This is a genomic window from Streptomyces sp. T028, from assembly GCF_048159505.1.
Classification (GTDB): domain Bacteria; phylum Actinomycetota; class Actinomycetes; order Streptomycetales; family Streptomycetaceae; genus Streptomyces.
The window spans coordinates 24,515-41,800 of record NZ_JBLRVZ010000065.1 but is presented as its reverse complement, the minus strand read 5'-3'; the positions used below and the strand labels follow the sequence as shown (position 1 = coordinate 41,800).

Genomic DNA, 17,286 nt, shown 5'->3' with positions numbered 1-17,286 from the left:
CGGCAGGGAGGACGGTCAGGAGCGGGCGGCGGTGGGCTCTTCCACGGCACGAATCACGGGACGGGCGGAGGTCTGCCCGTTCGTCGCGAACGCAGAGCCCGGAAGGGCATGGGTGGTGAGCAGACGGGCAACGGCCGGGACGCGGGCCGCGCGGTACAGGACCACGCAACCGAGGTATCCGCCCAGCGTGTTGACGAGGAGGTCGGTGGCGTCCGTCAGCCGGGCGTTGTTGACGACGACGTACATGAGGAGCTGGGTCAGCTCGATCGCGAGGCTCACCGCCGCCGTGACCGCGGTGACCCGGCCCTTGGAGCCGACCCGGGCCGTCATCAGCGGAAGCAGCACGCCGAGCGGCATCATCAGGATCACGTTGGCGACGATGCTGGGGTCGGGGCCGGGCGCCGGGATCCAGTTGATCTGGTTGGTCCAGGGCATGAGGTTGGCGTACTCGCCGTACGTCACGACGATCGGGAAGAGCGTGAGGGCGAGGACACCGGCGGCGTAGGCGGCGGCCAGCAGCCGGGTCACCGCGTGCCGCCCGGTCCAGCCGGCCCGGCCCTGCCGTGCACGGACGGCCACCAGCACGCCGAACGCGGCCAGCAGCGGCCCCAGCACGGTCGTGGCACCGATCTCGAAGTTGACGTTGCCCATGGTGAACTCCTCGGCGGGGGCGGGTGGTTGCGGTGGTCGCCGACGACGTCCGGCGGCGATGCCCACTCTCGCCCGGCGCACCCGGGCCACGGATCTTGCGAAAGGCAGATCTTCGGCGGAGCGCTACGACTTTTGGCCGACCCCCCGGCTACGCTCCCGGCATGAGGTCCTGGCGATGGTCCCGGCAACCGACCTGGCAACCGACCCGGCAACCGACCCGGCGGCAGCCCGGGGGACGGCCCGGGGGAGGGCCCCGGCAACTGCCCTGGCAGCGGCCCGGGGGATGGTCCCGGCTGGTGTCGTGGCTGCGGGCGGCGGTGTGGCCCGCGGTCGTGGTGCTGCTGCTCGGCCTCGGTGCCTTCGACTACCTGATGGGCACGTTCGGTCTGGTCGGCAACGCGTTCGAGGAGGCCGACGCCAGCACGGTCGGGCCGCTGGTGCTGATCTCCGAACTGCTGTCGTGCGCCGCCCTGCTGTCCTGGCCCCGTCTCGGCGCACGCGGGTTGCCGCTCGTGACCGGTGCCGCGGCGGCGCTGTCGCTCGCCACGACGGCCGCCGTGCAGGTCATCGCGGGGCTGCAACACCGGCTGGATTCCTACACGCCCGTGGAGTCGGTGACCGGATTCGCCGAACCGGCCGCGCTGGCCGGGCTGTTGACGCTGACCGTATGGCGTGGCACGCCGAAGGGGGCCGCGCTCGCTGCACCGGCGTGCGTGGCGGCGATCGTCCTGCGCCCGCTGGCCGCCGAGATCGACCTGGGCAGCGTGGTCCTGGCGTTCTTCTTCACCCTCGCCGCGACCGCGGCCCTCGCGATCGGCCTGACCGTACGGCTGGTCGTCGCGGACCGGCGGCGCCGGGAGACCGCCGTACGACTGGAGCAGCGCGCGGAGTTCGCCCGCGACCTGCACGACTTCGTCGCCCACCATGTGACCGGCATCGTCATCCAGGCGCAGGGCGCCCGCTCCGTCGCCGTACGACGGCCCGACCTGGTGCCGCCCGCGCTTGAACGGATCGAGCACGCGGGCGCGGAGGCGCTGAAGTCGATGCGGGCGATGGTGGGGATGCTGCGCGAGGCGGATCCGGAGAAGCCGCAGGAGCGGGAGGTGGCCCTGGCGCCGCTGGCCGGTATGGCCGAAGTGCGGTCCCTGGTCGAGGAGTTCGCGCCGGTCGGCGGTGGCCGGGCGGTGCTGCGCACGGAGGGGGAGTTCGAGGAGCTGCCGGTGGAGGTGGTCACCACGCTGCACCGGGTGGTGATGGAGGCGCTGACCAACATCCGCAAGCACGCCCGGGACTTCACCGAAGTGGAGGTCCAGCTGATCCGGTCGGGGCCGCGGGTCACCGTGGCGGTGCGTGACGACGGCCGGCCGCGCGCCGGGCATCAGGCGCTCCAGGCCCTTCAGGCGCTGGGCGGCGGCTTCGGGCTGAAGGGGCTGGCCGAGCGCGTGGGTATGGTCGGTGGCCGGGTCGAGGCCGGTCCCGCGGCGGGCGGGGGCTGGCGGATCGAGGCGACGCTGCCGGTGGGCGCGGGGGCGGCGGGTGCGGGGGCGGCGGGCGCGGTCGTGGGGAGCGCCGCGTGACGGGCCCCGGGACGATCCGTGTGCTGATCGCCGACGACCAGGCCATGGTCCGTACCGGCTTCGAGATGATCCTGGCCGCCGAGGACGACATCGAGGTGGTCGGGCAGGCGGCGGACGGTCTGCAGGCGGTGGAACTCGCAGAACGGTACCGGCCCGACGTGGTGCTGATGGACATCCGCATGCCCCGGATGGACGGCCTGGAGGCCCTGCGCCGGCTCACCCGTCCCGGACTGGTCGATCCGCCGAAGGTCGTGGTGGCCACGACCTTCGACGACGACGAGTACGTCCACCGCGCCCTGGGCGACGGCGCCTGCGGCTTCCTCCTCAAGGACTCCGGTCCCGCCCTGCTGGTCGAGGCGATCCGGGCCGCGGCTTCCGGGGAGGCCCTGGTCAGTCCCTCCATCACCCTGCGTCTGCTGCGCGGCGCACCGGGCACGGCCGCCGCCGCCCGCGCCCGCCGGGCCCCGGACCCCGGGCTGTCCGCACGGGAGACGGACGTCGTACGGCTCGTGGCCACCGGCCTCACCAACGCGGAGATCGCCGCCGAACTGACCATCTCCGTCGGCACGGTGAAGACCCATCTGGGCAACGTCCAGAGCAAGCTGTCCGCCCGCAACCGGGTGGAGATCGCGGCGTGGGCGTGGCGGTCGGGGGTCGTGCAGGAGTGACGAGCCCGCGTCCTCAGCTTGCGGGCGGGGGCGGCTCGTGCGAGGACGGGGGCGGCTGGGTCGGCGGCTGCGGGTAGGGGTACGGCTGCTGGGCCGGCGGGGGCCACTGGGCCTGCGGGTACGCCTGCGGGACGGGGCCGGTCGGCCAGGGCTGCGCGGGCTGGGCGGGACCGGCGAGGGCGACGGCGGGGCGCCGGGTGTTGAGCATGCCGAGCACGGTCGCGGCGAGCCCCAGCAGACAGGCGACGGTCAGCAGGTAGAAGCCGGGGCCGAAGGTCGTGGACCGGCTGTCCGTGTCCCACTGGGTGTCACTGACCGCGCCGAGCGCCACCGAGAGTGTCGTACCGAACAGCAGCACCGCGCCGCTGACGCCGAGCACCCGGGCCAGGGGCTGCCGGCTGCCGGAGCCGGTGAACAGCAGGACGGCCGCGACGAGGGCGAGGAGAACGCCGAGGACCAGCGGGACCCCGTCGGACCGTGTGACCGACTCGGCGTCCTCCCCCGGGTAGGAGGTGGTGTACGACCATGCCTTCGCGACGGTCCGGAAGTACGTGGCGTTGCTGGTGGGGGTGAGGGTCTGGCGCGAGGTGTCCAGCGTGATGAACGAACCGGTGAGGGCGAGGACCGCGCCGACGAGCAGCAGCCCGCCACAGACCCGGTCGGAGGCCGCCCCCGGGTCCGCGGGCGGGCCGGGTGGTCTGCCGTAGGGGACGGGCGGGGGCACGTGAGGGCCGGGTTGCGTCGGTTGTGTCATCTACCGATGGTAGGGAGCGGGGTTGCCGATGATAAGAGCAACAACACCTGTTTCAAAGGGAGTTCAGCACTGTGCGGCCGGTGCCATCGGTCCCGCCGCCCGTAGGTGCCGGGCCAGGCGCGCCGGGTCGGCGTCGGCGCGGCCCGCCAGTTCGCGAGCGAACGCGGCGTGCCGGATCTGCCGGGAGGACGGGGTCTGGGCACCCAGGACGACGTCGCGGGGCAGCTCGGGCAGCCGGTAGCGGCCGGTGCCGCCCGCGCCGGGCTCCCCGTCCCAGACGAGGATCCGGGCGGTGACGGCCGCGTCGATCAGCGGCAGCAACTGGTCGGGGGCCAGGCCCTGTACGGCGGCGAGGAGACCGAGGTCCAGCCATTCGCCGTCGGCCGCGGCGTAGGTGAGCATGGTCCGCGCCGGGTCGGGCAGCTCGACCAGGCGGGCGTGGAGGACGTTGCGTACGGCGGCCGGTACCTGCGCGTCCGGGCCGGTGCGCCGGTCGGGCGGCAGTTCCACCAGCTCGGCCAGGGCGAACGGGTGCCCCTCGCAGCGGCGGTGCAGTGCCGCCGCGTCGTCCGGTCCGGCGTCCTCGCCGCGTGCCGCGAGCAGGTCGGCGACGTCGTCGACGGTCAGCGGGTCCAGGGTCAGCCAGGTCGTGTCGATCAGGGCCAGGTCGGCGAGGAGGATGCTGGACACGGGGGCGTCGGGGTTGCGCAGGGTGCACACGAACACGACCGGTGCCTCGCGCAGCACCTTGGCGAGCCGCCGCAGCAGCCGGTGGAAGCCCTGCGGCGCCTGGTCGAGGTCGTCGACGACGACCAGCGTGGGGCCCTGGGTGAGCTCGTCGACGACCGTGGCGAGCGGGTCCTTCTGCGCCTCCTCGTCCTCCGCGGAGTCCTTGCCGTCCTGCCGCAGCGCGTCCAGGAGCTGGACGGTGGGGCAGGTCTGGGAGATCCCGCGGTTGCCGCTGAGGGCCTGGCCGGCCCGGGTGCGGGCGACGGTGAACCCGGCCGACGCGGCCCAGGCGGACAGCTCGTCCGTCATCCGGGTCTTGCCGGAGCCCTGCTCCCCGGTGACCACGGCCCAGCGGGGGCGGCCCGCGGTCGCGGCCGACAGCAGGGAGGCGAGCTGCTTCATCTCCTCCTGCCGGCCCACGAAGGGGGCGGCGTCGGCGCTGCCGGGGGCCGGGCGCCCGCACGTGGTGGCGAACTCGGCGCCCGGGGCGAGGGGCGCGACGGACACGGCGGAGACGGCGGTGACGGGGTCGGCGGGGTGCGGGGTGCCGAGGACGACGACGTCGTGCCGCAGGACCGCGGTGTGCAGGTCCCTGAGCTGGGGGCTGGGGTCCAGGCCGAGCTCCGTGGCGAGCATGTCGCGGAACCGCTCGTACTGGCGCAGCGCCTCCACCGGCCGGCCGGCCGCGTACAGCGCGCGCATCAGCAGCGCCCAGGACGTCTCACGCAGCGGGGCCTTGAGGACGAGGCCCTCCGCGACGCCGATCGCCGGTTCCGTCTCGCCCTGCTGGACGAGGATCGCGGCCTGCAGTTCCCTGGCGTCCTGGAGGGCGCCGTCGAGCCGGGTCCGCTCACGTATCGCGAAGGCGTGCTCGGTGGCCTCGGCCAGGGGCTCGCCCCGCCACAGTCCGAGCGCCGTGTCGATCTCCTGCCGGGCGACGCCCAGCTGGCGGTTCCTGAGGGCCTCGCGGGCCCGGCTCACGGACTCCTCGAAGAGGGTGGTGTCCCGTGCCTCGCCGGGCACCTTCAGGGTGTACCCGGCCGGACCGCTGGCCAGCAGGGTGGAGCGGCCCTGCCGGACGGGGTCGAGGACCGCGCGCAGCCGGCTGATGTGCGCGCGGACGGAGGACGCGGCGCCCGTCGGACGGTCCGTCGGCCACAGATCGCGGCAGAGGGTGTCCTGGGAGACGGGGCGGCCGTCCTCCAGCAGCAGGCGGACGAGCAGCAGTCGGCGCTGCCGGGGGCCCAGATCGAGGGAAACGTTGCCTCTGAGTACCTCGACGGGTCCGAGTACGCCGAAGCGCAGCTCCTGTCGTGAGTTCACCGGGTGGGCCCTCCTGGGCGGCGCTGGTTGTGAAGGGGCCTCGCCGAACACGGCATCGGGGCTGCAGGGTACGCGATGGAGTCAATCAATGGCTCGTTGCTCGCCTGTTGTCCGTGTGTTGTCCCGGGTGGCGCCGGGCTGCTGTGTCCTGCTAGGGAATGACCCTGTTGTTTTGCTGCACGGTTGAAATTCTCGGGGGTCGGGCACCCCGGAGCATCGGCTGGGAATCGGATCTCTCCGGCGTCGGTCTGCAACCGGGGTTAGAGGGCGGGGCTACGACCCGGGTCGTAGGTCTCCCGGCCGGAGGCACCTTCTTGAAAGGAAGTCAATTCCCGACAGTCGTCGGACAATTCCTGTGCAACAAGCTGGAGTTGGCGGATTTGCCGACGCCTGTACGATCCTCATTCCTCACATGGATTCGGACTTCCCGATCCGATCTCCCCGATCCAGAAGGAACTCATGCGTAAATTGACGTCGGCCGTTGCCAGCGCGGTGATGGCTTTCGCCGGAATGGCCGGGATGATGAGCACGCCGGCCCAGGCGGCGACAGGGCTGGAATACGTGGCCCTGGGTGATTCGTACGCCTCCGGGGTCGGCGCGGGCTACTACGACAGCGCCAGCGGCGACTGCAAGCGCAGCCCGGCCGACTACCCGGCCCTGTGGGCTGCCGCACACTCGGACTACACGCTGAAGGACGTCTCCTGCAGCGGTGCGAAGATCGCGGACGTGCGGGACAAGCAGCTCTCCGCGCTGAGCGCCGACACCGATCTCGTCACGCTCACGGTGGGCGGCAACGACGCCCAGTTCTCCTCCGTGGTCCAGGGGTGCCTCACGCAGAGCGACAGCTACTGCGACACGGCCACGCTGTGGATGTCGTACTACGCCAAGGGCCAACTGGTGACGTCCCTGGCCGGGCTGTACAAGGACATCAAGGCCAAGGCGCCGAACGCCCGGGTCATCGTCCTCGGCTATCCGCAGACGGTCTCCCCGACCGGGACCTGCCCCGTGATCGACCTCAGCTCCGCCAAGCGCACCGCCATGAACGGGCTGGCCGACGCGCTGGCCGAGGGCACCAAGGCGGCGGCGGCCAAGGAGCCGGTCGAGTTCATCGACATGCGCGACACGTTCAAGGGCCACGGGGCGTGCGGCTCCGACCCGTGGATCAACGACCTGAACGCCGGGACCGCGGTCTTCCACCCCACCCTGATGGGCTACCTGGCGGGCTACGACACCCGGCTCAGCGAGGTCACGGGCGACTGACCCACCGCCGCCCCGCGAACGAACGAACCCCCGGGCCACGGACCCGGGGGTTCGTTGTCGTGGAGTCACGCCGAGAACAGCAGACGCCAGGTCAGCGGGCCGGGGGTGCCGTCGGCGTCGCCGCGCAGCTCCTTGCGGGACTTCTGGAAGTCCCGGACGTTCAGCCGGTCCGCCTCGCCCCAGGTCCTGCTCGGACCGACCCGGTAGTGGTCGCCGAAGCCGCGCTTCACCAACTGCTTGCCGAGCGTCAGCACGTGCGCGTTCGTGGCGCCGGCGACGAAGTACTTGCGCCCCGGGAACGCGGGGACCTTCGGCTTGGAGGGGGTGGACGTCTGCACGGTGTCGTCGTCGCCCACGTCCAGCTCGGCCTTCGCGTACTTCAGGATCCTCGCGAAGTCGATCGCGCCGGGGTCGCCGTGGACGTTCTCCGGCACGTGCATGTGCCCGCACACGCCCTTGAAGTCCGACCACTGGGCGCCGGTCATCCGCTGGCCGCCGCCGTTGCCGTACGACGTCGGGTACGCGGGCCAGGTCTTCGGGCCGGACAGCGCGACGCCGTGCTCCTCGTGCATCCAGGCCAGGAAGCGGGCGACGCCCTGCAGCGCCCAGTCCGGCGCGTCCGGCCAGTAGACGTGGGCGTGGCCCGCGGCCTTCCACTTGGCGTGGGTCTTCGGGTCGCAGGTGCCGGTCAGCTCGACCTGGCAGACGTTCATGGTGTTCGTCTCGACGCCGCCGCGCAGGTTCACCAGGGCCCGGGAGGAGGTCTCGATGTCGAAGTGCTGGTACCACTTCAGCTTCTTGGCGGCGAGGTCCGGGACCGCCGTCAGGTTCGGCGCGCTGGAGCCCCCGCCGTAGCCGGGCAGGGAGTAGCCCTCCGTGGTGTGCAGGACGACCACGTTGACCTGCATGGCGTCGCCGCCGAAGTCGTCCTGGTACCAGTTCGCCCGGCTGGCGCCGGGGTATCGCTGAGGGCCCGTCTTGGTGCTCATCACAGACTCCTGGGTGAGTGCGTCCTCGCTCGGCGCCGGGGGGCGGGTCGAGTCGGGTCTAGCAGTCAACCAACGAGCCGTTGCACAGATGTTGTCGTGCTGGACGGGGAGCAGAGGGGGCGCCGACCTGACGGACGGCTACCGTCCTGCGCGGAGAACGCGATCACCGGCTACGAGGATGGATCTCACGTGGACACGGAAGTGGACCTGGACCGCGCCCTGGACGTCGCGAACGAGCTGGCGGCCTGGGCCTCGGAGACCATCCGGAGCGCCCGCATCACCGCCGTACGGGAGAAGGCGAGCCCCGCGGACATCGTCACCGACACCGACGAGGCCGTGGAGCGGCACGTCCGCGCGGTGCTCGGCGAGGCGTTCCCCGCGTACGGCATCGTCGGCGAGGAGTACGGCACCACGGAAGGCTCCGGTTCCGCCCCGACCTGGGTGGTCGACCCGGTCGACGGTACGTCCAACTTCGCGCACGGCATCGGCTGGTGCTCCTTCTCCCTGGGCCTGGCCGCCCCCGACGGCATCCCGCTGCTCGGCGTGGTCGCGGACCCCTGGCGCGGTGAGACCTTCACCGCGATCCGCGGCGGCGGCGCCCACCTCAACGGCGTCCCGGTCCGGGCGGCCGACCACACCACCCTCACCGGCCATCTCTTCCTCACCGAGTGGGCGGCCCACGCCCACTGGCCCGGCATGGACGCCCTGCTCACCGAACTCTCCGCCCGCCACTGCACCGTCCGGGTGATGGGCTCCACGGCCCTGTCCCTGGTCCAGGTGGCGGCGGGCCGCGCGACGGCGGCGGCGATCGGCGAGTTCCACCACGTCGACGGCCTCCCGGCCCTGCTCATCGCCCGCGAGGCGGGCGCGACCGCCCTGCCCGCACTCCCGTCCTACGACGAGCCACTTCTCCTCGCCGCCCCCGGCACGGCACAGGAGGCAGCGGCGCTCTGGCGGGCGGCGGGGGTGGCGTGATCCGCCGGACAGGCCCTACGCCCCCGGTGCCCGGAAGGTGACCGGTCTGCGGGTGGCCTCGTCGATCTCCTCCGTGGTGAGGAGGGGGGTGGCGCGGGTCTGCAGGCCGCCGCTTGCCTTGACGGCGAGGGCGACCGCGGCCATGTCGACCCGGTCGGGGAAGTCGACGATGAGGATGGCGTCCACCTCCCCGAAGGCGTAGTAGATGGCCTCGACCGAGCCGCCGAGACCGCCCACGACCTGCTCGACGGCGGCCCGCCGCCCACTCGCCCCCTCCCTGAGCAGCCCCTTGGCGCCCTCCTGCGTGTACGTCGCCTGGATGAGGAACTTCGGCATCGGGACGCTCCCTGACCCTCGCTTGTCCGGTACGCGGAGTGCCTTCCCGCTGTCACGCGGGCCGCGCTCCTCGCGGGCCCGGATTCACCCGGTAGACGCCACGCTCTCCGGCGCCGTCCAACTGCTCAGCAGTTGCAGGTTCCTGGCGGTGGCCGAGCCGGGTTCGACGCTGTACACGCACAGGGTCTGGTCGGCGTCGCCGGGGACGGGGAAGGACTCGTACGAGAAGTGCAGCTCGCCGACGACGGGGTGGAAGTAGTGCTTGTCGCCGTGCGTGCGGCGCAGCACCCGGTGGTCGTTCCACCAGCCGGAGAACTCGGGCGACAGCAGGGTGAGCTCGCCGACGAGTTCGGCCAGCCGGCGGTCGCCCGGGTTGCGGCCCGCCTCCAGGCGGAGCATGGCGACCGTCTCCGCGGCGATCTTCTCCCAGTCGCCCACCCGCTCCCGGGCCTCCGGGTCCAGCAGGTAGTAGCGGGCGAGGTTGCGCCGGTTCGCGGGCAGGGCGTCGAAGTCGGTGAGGACGGCCCTGGCGAGATGGTTGGAGGCCAGGACGTCACCGCGACGCCCGATGACCATCGCGGGCACATGGTTCAGGGTCTCCAGCACGAGGTGGAGACCGGGCCGTACCCGCTGGGGCCGTACGGGCGCGCGGCGGGCGGCGTGGGGGTAGGGCCGCAGCAGGTCGGTGAGGTGCTCGCGCTCCGAGGTGTCCAGCCGTAGGGCACGGCACAGGGCCGCCACGACCTCGGCCGACGGATGGCCGACCCGCCCCTGCTCCAGGCGCGTGTAGTACTCGGTGCTCACACCGGCGAGCCGGGCCACCTCGTCCCTGCGCAGCCCGGGCACGCGCCGCACCCGCCCGTCCGGCGCGAGCCCCGCCCGCTCGGGGGTGAGCGCGGCACGCCGGGAGCGGAGGAAGCCGGAGATCTCCTTGCTGCGGTCCATGCCTCCAGTGTGGCGGCACCGGCCGGCCCCGTACGGCCCGAAGGTGGCCCTGCCGGTACCTGTCTGAGCAGGGCCAGTTCGAGCAGGGCCAGTTATGGCCGCCGTACGGCCTCGCGGCGCTGGTGTGCTGGACATGGGCCGCCGCCGGACAGCCGGGCAGGCCCCCCGAACCCCGGGAACCCCGCGAAATCCTTTGAGAGAAAGGCCCACCCATGCCCTCCCCGTCCCCCTCCCCCTCCGCATCCACGTCCGCAGCCACCTCCCCGCTTCAGGGCCGCGTCGCGGTCGTCACCGGTGCCTCCAGCGGTATCGGCGAGGCGGCGGCCGGGAAGCTGGCCTCTCTCGGCGCGCACGTCGTCGTACTGGCCCGGCGGGCCGAGCGGCTCCACGAGCTGGTCGCGCGGATCGAGAAGGACGGCGGCCGTGCCACGGCGATCGCCACGGATGTCACCGACCGGGCGGCCGTACAGGCGGCCGCCGACCGGGTCGCGGCCGAACTCGGCGGCGCCGACCTCGTCTTCAACAACGCGGGCGTCATGTTGCCGGCCCCGGTCGAGGAACTCGCCACCGACCAGTGGCAGCGCCAGATCGACCTCAACATCACCGGCCTGATGAACGTCGTCGGCGCCTTCGTCCCGCAGCTGGTCGAGGCCGGCGGGAAGCGCGGCGTGGCCGACCTGGTCAACACGTCGTCGATCGCGGCCCAGAACATCTATCCGAACTTCGCCGTCTACACGGCCACCAAGGCGTACGTCACCCACCTCTCCCGCCAGCTGCGCGTGGAACTGGGCCCGAAGAACGTCCGCGTCTCGGCCCTCGAACCCGGCATCGTCGACACCGAACTGGCCGACCACATCACCGACGAGAACGCCCTGGCCTGGCTGGCCGGCTCCCGGCAGACCCTGGAGTGGCTCCACCCCCAGGACATCGCCGAAACCCTCGCCTTCCTGGCCACGCTGCCCCCGCGGGTGAACCTCCAGCAGGTCACGATCATGCCGACGGGCCAGCCTTCCTGACGCGTGGGCCGGCGGCGTGGGACGCTTCTGCCCGCGTTCAGTCGGGTCCCGTCCAGTCGAACGGGAAGTACTTGCTCGACTTTCCCGAGCGTTCCCAGGAGAAGCCGAAGGCGTCGGCGCGGTCGGCGGTGGCCCGGCCCCAGGTGGCGACCTGGCCCGGGCCGACCTCGGCGCCCGGGGCGTTGTGGACCTGGACGCGGGCGCCCGCCGGGGTCGTCGGGCCGGTGAGCGCCTCGGCGGTGGCCGTGACCCGGCCGGGGATCTCGGCCCGCCAGGTGGCGAGGTCCTCGTCGATCTCCACACGGATCGGCGCGATGTCCATGCCGCGCATCTCGGGCCGGAACATCTCCCCGAACCGGGCGGGCCAGCCGCCCGCCTCACCGCCGAAGACGGTCCCGAGCGCGGCGCGCTGCCGGTCGTCGGCGCGTTCGTCGAGGAAGACCGCGGCGTACGCGTCGGTGTGCGCGCCGGCCCAGACGTCGCCCACGAAGGAGCCGAGCATCAGGACGTTGAGATCGTCGAGCCGCACATCGCCGTAGTTGCCCTCACGGATGTGCCAGACCAGTACGCCCTCGCAGTCGCCGTAGGTCGGGGGCTGCGCGAACGTGCAGGGGCACGGTATGGCGCACTTGCAGACGTCGAACCAGTCGCCGGTCAGATGCCAGCGGGTGGTGGTGACCTGTTCCGTCATCTCGCTTCCCTCCCGTCGAGCCCCGGCCAGGGGGCTCACTCGGAGTGGCGAGACCGCGTGTCCCGAGACCCGCACGCGGATCGCGAGGCGGTCTCCCCTCCAGCTTGCCGCAGGTGCTCACATGCCGTCCATCGAGGGCGACGACGCCTGCAGCCCCGGCAGCAGCCAGTCCTGGAACGGCGCCAGCACGGCGAGGACGAGGAAGACGACACCCACCACCCGGGCGAGCAGCGGCCCTCGTGACCACAGCTTCTCCACGAAGATCACCACCGCCAGCCCGGCCATCGCCGCCACGTTCATCACGCCGAGCGGTACGAGGACGACCATCAGCCCCGCGCAGCAGCCGACGCAGTAGCCGCCGTGGTGGACGCCCACCCGCAGATCGCGGGCCGGCCGGCGGAACCCGGCGTAGCGCACCAGCTGGCTCATGGGGTCGCGGCAGTGCCGCAGACAGACGTTCTTGAGGGGCCCGAGCTGGTAGAGGCCCGCGAGCAGGAAGGCCACCGCGCCGATCCAGCGCCCCGCGGCCGGATGATCGTCCACGAGGTCGCCGGTGAGGGCCAGAGCCGCGTAGGCGAGCAGCCCGAAGGCCGTCCACACCAGGAGATACCCGCACACGAACTCCAGGGTGCGTGCTGCCCGGCTCCACCCGGACGAGCGCCGCCCGATCCCCCGTGCCCAGGTGAGGGCCACCGGGGCCATGGACGGCAGCATCATGGCCGCCATCATCGTCACCCAGAGCACCAGGAACAGCGGCAGCGCCATCCCCATCGTGCCGGGCTCCACCCCCATGTCCCGGGCCTGCCCGACGGTGAGCACCCAGGCGGGTACGGCGATCAGGACGACCACCGACCACGCGACCGCGAGGTCCCGCGCCGGCAGCAGCCCCCCGCCCGCTCCGGTCGGCGCGGGCGACCGGGCGACGACGGGGACGTAAGTCCCAAGGTGCCGGTGCCACATCGGTGAACTCCCCTGCGTACCTCCCCAGGACAGCACGCCCCCGGCCGCACCGCGACTCCGCTCGCTCGCCCAGGCATCGGAACCTCGGGCCCCTGTTCGACATCAAGCAGGTGGACGGGGCATGGCGCGCGGATGACCGCGGACGACCGCGGATGACCACAGGGGCGATTCGGTGAACAGGTGGATCAGGGGGGTGGCGCTGGCCTGCGCCCTTCTCGCGCTGGGTGCCACGACGGGCTGCGGGGCCGAGTCCCGGGCGGACGCGAACGCGGATGCCCGCCCGGCCGGGCCCTCTTCCTCCGCGCCGCACACGCAGCCGCAGCCGCAGCCGTCCCGAGGTGAGGACCAGGACCCGCGGGCGGAGGTCGAGGCCGCCTACCGCAAGTGGGGCCTCACACCGCCGGCCGCGCCGCCCGCCCCGCCCGCCGCCAAGCCCGTGGAGCTCCGGGCCGGCGACGGCAAGGTGCCGGTGGTCAGCGAGATACCCACCAAGGAGAAGATCGTCTTCCTCACCTTCGACGACGGGGCGGAGAAGGACCCGGAGTTCGTGACGATGATGCGGGAGCTGAGGATCCCCTTCACGATGTTCCTGACGGACGCCGCCATCCGCGCCGACTACGGCTACTTCAAGAAGCTCCAGGCCCTCGGGGGCGGCGTCCACAACCACACGCTGACCCACCCGGACCTGCGCACCCTCGACGCGTCCGCCCAGCGGCAGGAGATCTGCGGCCAGCAGAGCAGGCTGAAGGACGAGTACGGCACGACACCCCGGCTGTTCCGTCCGCCCTACGGCAACTGGAACGAGGACACCCGCGCCGCCGCGGCCTCCTGCGGCATCGAGGCGATCGTCCTGTGGCGCGAGTCCATGCAGATCAAGAACATGCAGTACCAGTCGCCCACGAAGAAGCTCCGGCCCGGCGACATCATCCTCGCCCACTTCCGCGGCCCCTCCGAGCTCAAGGGCACGACGATCACCGAGATGACGGCCAACCTGCTCCGCCACATCCAGGAACAGGGCTTCACGGTCGCCGCCCTGGAGGACTACCTGTAGGCCACCCGAAGGCCGCGGGGCACCGACTCAGCCGGGAATGTTGGGCTCGTACTCGTTCCGCCCCCACTCCGAGCTGCCGATCGGGTAGTTGTACGCGGGCCGTGCCACGTTCCCGCTCGTGCGGAAGGGCATGCCGTCGTCGTCGATGCGTACCGTGCCCTTGCGGTCACCGCTGGACCAGTCCAGCTCCAGGTACCAGCTGACGTTGTGCGCCCGGGCGTCCGCGAAGACGTAGAAGACCTCGGGATCGGACTCGTTCACCTTGTACGGGAAGTCGCGCTGACCGGCCTTGGGGGAGAGCGAGGGCCGCCCGGCGTCGAGGTCCGCCTTGAACGCCGTGGTCTCCACGCCGCCACCGCACCCGACGCCCATCGCGAAGTCGTTCCAGGCGAGCGGCGCGCTCTTGTCCACCACCCGCACATGGATCTCGTTCAGGACGACGGTCGCCTTTCCCGTGCCCTGTACGGTCAGTTCGAGCATCTGCTCCCCGGCGGCGACCCCGCCCAGCGCGGTGACCCATCCGCGGGCGTCCTGCTCGCTCGGCGGCGGAGGCACCTGTTCGGGCTGCCGGTCGACCAGGTAGTGCTGGCTGCACGGGCCGTCCCACTTGTACGGATTGACGGCGACGGTGGGCGCGGTGGCCCCGGCCTCACTGTCCTGTGAGGCGGAGACGGACGCCGAGGGATTTCCGCCGCCGGAGGTGGACGACGTGGCCGAGCCGCCCTTCGCGTCGGCCGCCCCGGAGGCTTCGGGACCGTCGTCGACGGACCGGGAGGCGGCCGCCCCCACGGACTGCTTCCCGCCCCCGTCGTCATCGCTGTTGCCGGGCACGAGATTCACCACGAGCGCCGCTGACACGAGGGCGGCCGCCACGGCGGACCCGGCGAGGACGACGGTACGCCGCCGCACCGCGGGAGCCTCCGCCGGGGACAACCGGTCGTCCCCGGTGCCGAAACCGGCCGCCGTCTCCGGCGCCTCGGGCGCCTCGGGCGCCTCGGACCCCGCCGTGCCGGTCGCGGGGATCGCGGACCCCGCCGGCCCCGCGGTCTCCGTCCCGGCTCCCGCCGCCACTTCGGCCTGCGCCGTTTCCGCCTTCAGCCCCCGCCGGGCGTCCGCGAGCACCCACCGCCGGTGCAGTTCCACCAGTTCCTCGGGCGTCGCCTTGCACACCCGCGCGAGCCGCTCCACAGGCGCGTAGTCCGTCGGTACGACGTCCCCGTTGACGTACCGGTGAAGCGTGGACGCACTCATGTGCAGCCGCTTCCCGAGCACCCCGTAACTGAGTCCGGACCGCTCCTTCAACCGGCCCAACAGCTCCGAGAATTCGTCTCCCGCCACCATTCCGCTCTCTCTCCACGTCCCGGAACCCCATTCCAGGGAGAGGCCATTCCCCCAGGTCAGAACTGTCTCAGGTGTTCCAGCGTCTCGGATGCCCCGGCCGTTGTGGCGGCTGGGACGGATCACCGCACAAGCTCTGGCCATCCAAGCACGCCGCTCCCGGCAACCGGACGAGCGGCCCACGCCAACACCCGTACCGAACAAGGGGGATCACATGTCCACTCGTACTCGCCGCACCCGCCGCACCCGTATCTTCATCGCCGCCACGCTCGCCGCCGCCGCGCTCACGCTGACGGCGTGCAAGAATGGAGAGGGCGTCCTCGACGAGGGGGCGCCGGCCGGTTCCGTGGCCACGGACTCGTCCCAGACGAGCGGGGGAACCACCGGGGCGGGACAGTCCGGCTCCACGGACTCGGCCTCCGGCGGTTCGACGGGCGGCGCGGCCGGTTCGAGCGGTTCGAGCGGTTCGAGCGGTTCGACGGGCTCCCAGGGCTCCTCGGGTTCCTCCGGCTCCAAGGGTTCGTCGGGCTCCACCGGTTCCCAGAGCTCCTCGGGCTCCGAGGACTCGGACGCCGACCGCACCCCCTGCACCCCGGCCTCCACCCGCACGACCGCCACGGAGGTCTCCCGCCCCCTGAACCACCTGCTCCTCACCGTCACCAACACCGGTTCGAAGAACTGCGACCTCGCCTACTACCCGGCGGTCGCGTTCAGCGGCGCCCAGTCCGTGCCGCCGGTCTTCGAGGACTCCCAGCCGCAGGCCGTGGTCACGCTGGCCCCCGGTGAGTCGGGCTACGCGAGCGTCCTTCTCTCGGCCGCGGACGGCAGCGGCTCCAACGGCCGCACGGCCAAGTCCCTCGACGTCTACTTCAACGCGGACAGCGACACCCCCGCCCGCCCGTCCCTCCCCGCGAAGGGCGTGTACATCGACGACACGATCCACGTCACGTACTGGCAGCGCGAGATGGCCGACGCCCTGGACTGGTGACACGGCGGAAGGCCCGGGTCCGACGACCCGGGCCTTCCTGGCTCCGGACGTCGGACAAGTGGCCGAATATGCCTGCATCCAAGGGCACATCGGGTTCGTCTTTCAGGGCAAGTCCACTGCCTGCGAGGGAAGTTCACCGCCCTGGAGGATCCCGATGCACCGACGCCTCGTCATCTCGGCCGTCACCGCCGCCCTGTGCGGCACCACACTGGCCGGCACCGCCACGTCCGCCTCCGCCGCGTCCGCCTCCGCAGCGACCACCGCCGCGGCGACCGTCGACTGCCGCAGGGTGAAGTGCGTCGCCCTCACCTTCGACGACGGGCCGGTCGCCGACACCCAGCGGCTGCTGCGCATCCTGAAGGAGCGCGGTGTCAGTGTGACCTTCTATCTGGTCGGCAAGAACGTCCAGAGGTACCCGTCGACGGTGCGCACCGCGGCGCGGGCCGGCCACCAGATAGGCAACCACAGCTGGGACCACGCCGACCTGACCAGGCTCAGCAGCGCGGCGGTCAAGTCGCAGTTCTCCCGCACGGACGCGGCGATCAAGCAGGCGACCGGCAAGAAGCCCACCACCGTCCGTGCCCCCTACGGCGCCCACAACGCGACGGTCCGCGCGGCCGCCGCCCGGCCCCTGGTCCACTGGAGCGTCGACACCCTCGACTGGAAGTACCGCGACACCGCCAGGATCATCAGGACCGTCAACGCGGACACCAGGCCCGGGGACATCGTCCTCCTGCACGACATCCACAAGACGACCGTCGACGCGGTGCCCGGCATCATCAGGGCCCTCAAGGCACGCGGCTTCCACTTCGTGACCGTCGACCAGCTGTTCGCCCCGGCCAGGCTGCCCGCCGGCAAGGTCACGTACCACAACCGCGCCGCCTACCGCCCGTGAGCGCGCGTATAGAGTGTTTGGCTGTATAGAGTGTTCGGGGAATTAACAAACTTTCCGACTGTCGATATGTGCGCCAATCCTTACCGCGGGATCGCGCGTACCACTTTCGGTGCACGCGGATACCCGAACGACCGACACCT

Annotated in this window: 17 protein-coding genes; 8 read left to right on the top strand and 9 right to left on the bottom strand. The window is 72.1% G+C overall.

Annotation, left to right across the window (positions count from 1 at the left end; translation table 11 throughout):
• Window positions 1–15 precede the first annotated feature (15 nt).
• Entirely contained in the window at window positions 16–651 is a 636-nt protein-coding gene (locus ACLZN2_RS45405; RefSeq protein ID WP_416985817.1) for a VanZ family protein, read from the bottom strand.
• Between the two features lie 296 nt (window positions 652–947).
• On the opposite strand from ACLZN2_RS45405, the gene ACLZN2_RS45400 reads away from it, so the two are divergent.
• Window positions 948–2,228: a sensor histidine kinase gene (locus ACLZN2_RS45400; RefSeq protein WP_416985816.1), complete on the top strand. Its 1,281-nt coding sequence runs from the start codon at window positions 948–950 to the stop codon at window positions 2,226–2,228.
• Window positions 2,225–2,896, top strand: a complete 672-nt coding sequence (locus tag ACLZN2_RS45395) for a response regulator (protein ID WP_416985814.1) — start codon at window positions 2,225–2,227, stop codon at window positions 2,894–2,896. Before ACLZN2_RS45400 ends, ACLZN2_RS45395 begins: the two co-directional genes overlap by 4 nt.
• A 13-nt stretch (window positions 2,897–2,909) precedes the next feature.
• Here the strand turns inward: ACLZN2_RS45395 and ACLZN2_RS45390 are convergent, their stop codons facing one another.
• Entirely contained in the window at window positions 2,910–3,650 is a 741-nt protein-coding gene (locus ACLZN2_RS45390; RefSeq protein ID WP_416985812.1) for a hypothetical protein, read from the bottom strand.
• Window positions 3,651–3,713: 63 nt separating this feature from the next.
• Entirely contained in the window at window positions 3,714–5,702 is a 1,989-nt protein-coding gene (locus tag ACLZN2_RS45385; protein WP_416985810.1) for a BTAD domain-containing putative transcriptional regulator, read from the bottom strand.
• Window positions 5,703–6,161: 459 nt separating this feature from the next.
• Between ACLZN2_RS45385 and ACLZN2_RS45380 the strand changes: the two genes are divergently transcribed.
• A complete protein-coding gene (locus ACLZN2_RS45380; RefSeq protein ID WP_416985809.1) occupies window positions 6,162–6,962 on the top strand; it encodes an SGNH/GDSL hydrolase family protein in 801 nt (266 codons plus the stop codon).
• 65 nt (window positions 6,963–7,027) lie between these two features.
• Here ACLZN2_RS45380 and ACLZN2_RS45375 read toward each other — a convergent pair whose 3' ends face one another.
• Window positions 7,028–7,951, bottom strand: coding sequence for a peptidoglycan-binding protein (locus ACLZN2_RS45375; RefSeq protein ID WP_416985807.1), 924 nt, complete (start codon window positions 7,949–7,951; stop codon window positions 7,028–7,030).
• Between the two features lie 189 nt (window positions 7,952–8,140).
• On the opposite strand from ACLZN2_RS45375, the gene ACLZN2_RS45370 reads away from it, so the two are divergent.
• Window positions 8,141–8,926, top strand: a complete 786-nt coding sequence (locus ACLZN2_RS45370) for an inositol monophosphatase family protein (RefSeq protein ID WP_416985806.1) — start codon at window positions 8,141–8,143, stop codon at window positions 8,924–8,926.
• A gap of 15 nt (window positions 8,927–8,941) precedes the next feature.
• Here ACLZN2_RS45370 and ACLZN2_RS45365 read toward each other — a convergent pair whose 3' ends face one another.
• Together ACLZN2_RS45365 and ACLZN2_RS45360 are read right to left on the bottom strand one after the other, a co-directional pair.
• On the bottom strand, window positions 8,942–9,262 hold the full coding sequence (locus tag ACLZN2_RS45365) for a GYD domain-containing protein (protein ID WP_416985804.1): 321 nt from the start codon (window positions 9,260–9,262) through the stop codon (window positions 8,942–8,944).
• An 84-nt stretch (window positions 9,263–9,346) separates the two neighbouring features.
• Window positions 9,347–10,207 carry a helix-turn-helix transcriptional regulator gene (locus ACLZN2_RS45360; protein WP_416985802.1) on the bottom strand — a complete coding sequence of 287 codons (861 nt, stop codon included), beginning with the start codon at window positions 10,205–10,207 and terminating at the stop codon, window positions 9,347–9,349.
• A gap of 212 nt (window positions 10,208–10,419) precedes the next feature.
• Here ACLZN2_RS45360 and ACLZN2_RS45355 point away from each other — a divergent pair, with 212 nt between their 5' ends.
• Complete coding sequence (locus ACLZN2_RS45355) at window positions 10,420–11,223, top strand: SDR family oxidoreductase (protein ID WP_416985801.1); 804 nt, start codon at window positions 10,420–10,422, stop codon at window positions 11,221–11,223.
• A gap of 37 nt (window positions 11,224–11,260) precedes the next feature.
• On the opposite strand, the gene ACLZN2_RS45350 is transcribed toward ACLZN2_RS45355, so the two are convergent.
• On the bottom strand, window positions 11,261–11,914 hold the full coding sequence (locus ACLZN2_RS45350) for a DUF1326 domain-containing protein (RefSeq protein ID WP_416985799.1): 654 nt from the start codon (window positions 11,912–11,914) through the stop codon (window positions 11,261–11,263).
• 117 nt (window positions 11,915–12,031) lie between these two features.
• Window positions 12,032–12,874, bottom strand: coding sequence for a DUF2182 domain-containing protein (locus ACLZN2_RS45345; protein ID WP_416985797.1), 843 nt, complete (start codon window positions 12,872–12,874; stop codon window positions 12,032–12,034).
• Window positions 12,875–13,046: 172 nt separating this feature from the next.
• On the opposite strand from ACLZN2_RS45345, the gene ACLZN2_RS45340 reads away from it, so the two are divergent.
• Complete coding sequence (locus ACLZN2_RS45340; RefSeq protein WP_416985796.1) at window positions 13,047–13,925, top strand: polysaccharide deacetylase family protein; 879 nt, start codon at window positions 13,047–13,049, stop codon at window positions 13,923–13,925.
• A 27-nt stretch (window positions 13,926–13,952) separates the two neighbouring features.
• Here the strand turns inward: ACLZN2_RS45340 and ACLZN2_RS45335 are convergent, their stop codons facing one another.
• Complete coding sequence (locus ACLZN2_RS45335) at window positions 13,953–15,266, bottom strand: helix-turn-helix domain-containing protein (RefSeq protein WP_416985794.1); 1,314 nt, start codon at window positions 15,264–15,266, stop codon at window positions 13,953–13,955.
• A 211-nt stretch (window positions 15,267–15,477) separates the two neighbouring features.
• Between ACLZN2_RS45335 and ACLZN2_RS45330 the strand changes: the two genes are divergently transcribed.
• The gene (locus ACLZN2_RS45330; RefSeq protein WP_416985792.1) at window positions 15,478–16,251 is read left to right on the top strand and encodes a DUF4232 domain-containing protein; all 774 of its coding nucleotides are present in this window, start codon (window positions 15,478–15,480) and stop codon (window positions 16,249–16,251) included.
• A 154-nt stretch (window positions 16,252–16,405) separates the two neighbouring features.
• The gene (locus ACLZN2_RS45325) at window positions 16,406–17,146 is read left to right on the top strand and encodes a polysaccharide deacetylase family protein (protein ID WP_416985790.1); all 741 of its coding nucleotides are present in this window, start codon (window positions 16,406–16,408) and stop codon (window positions 17,144–17,146) included.
• Window positions 17,147–17,286 lie beyond the last annotated feature (140 nt).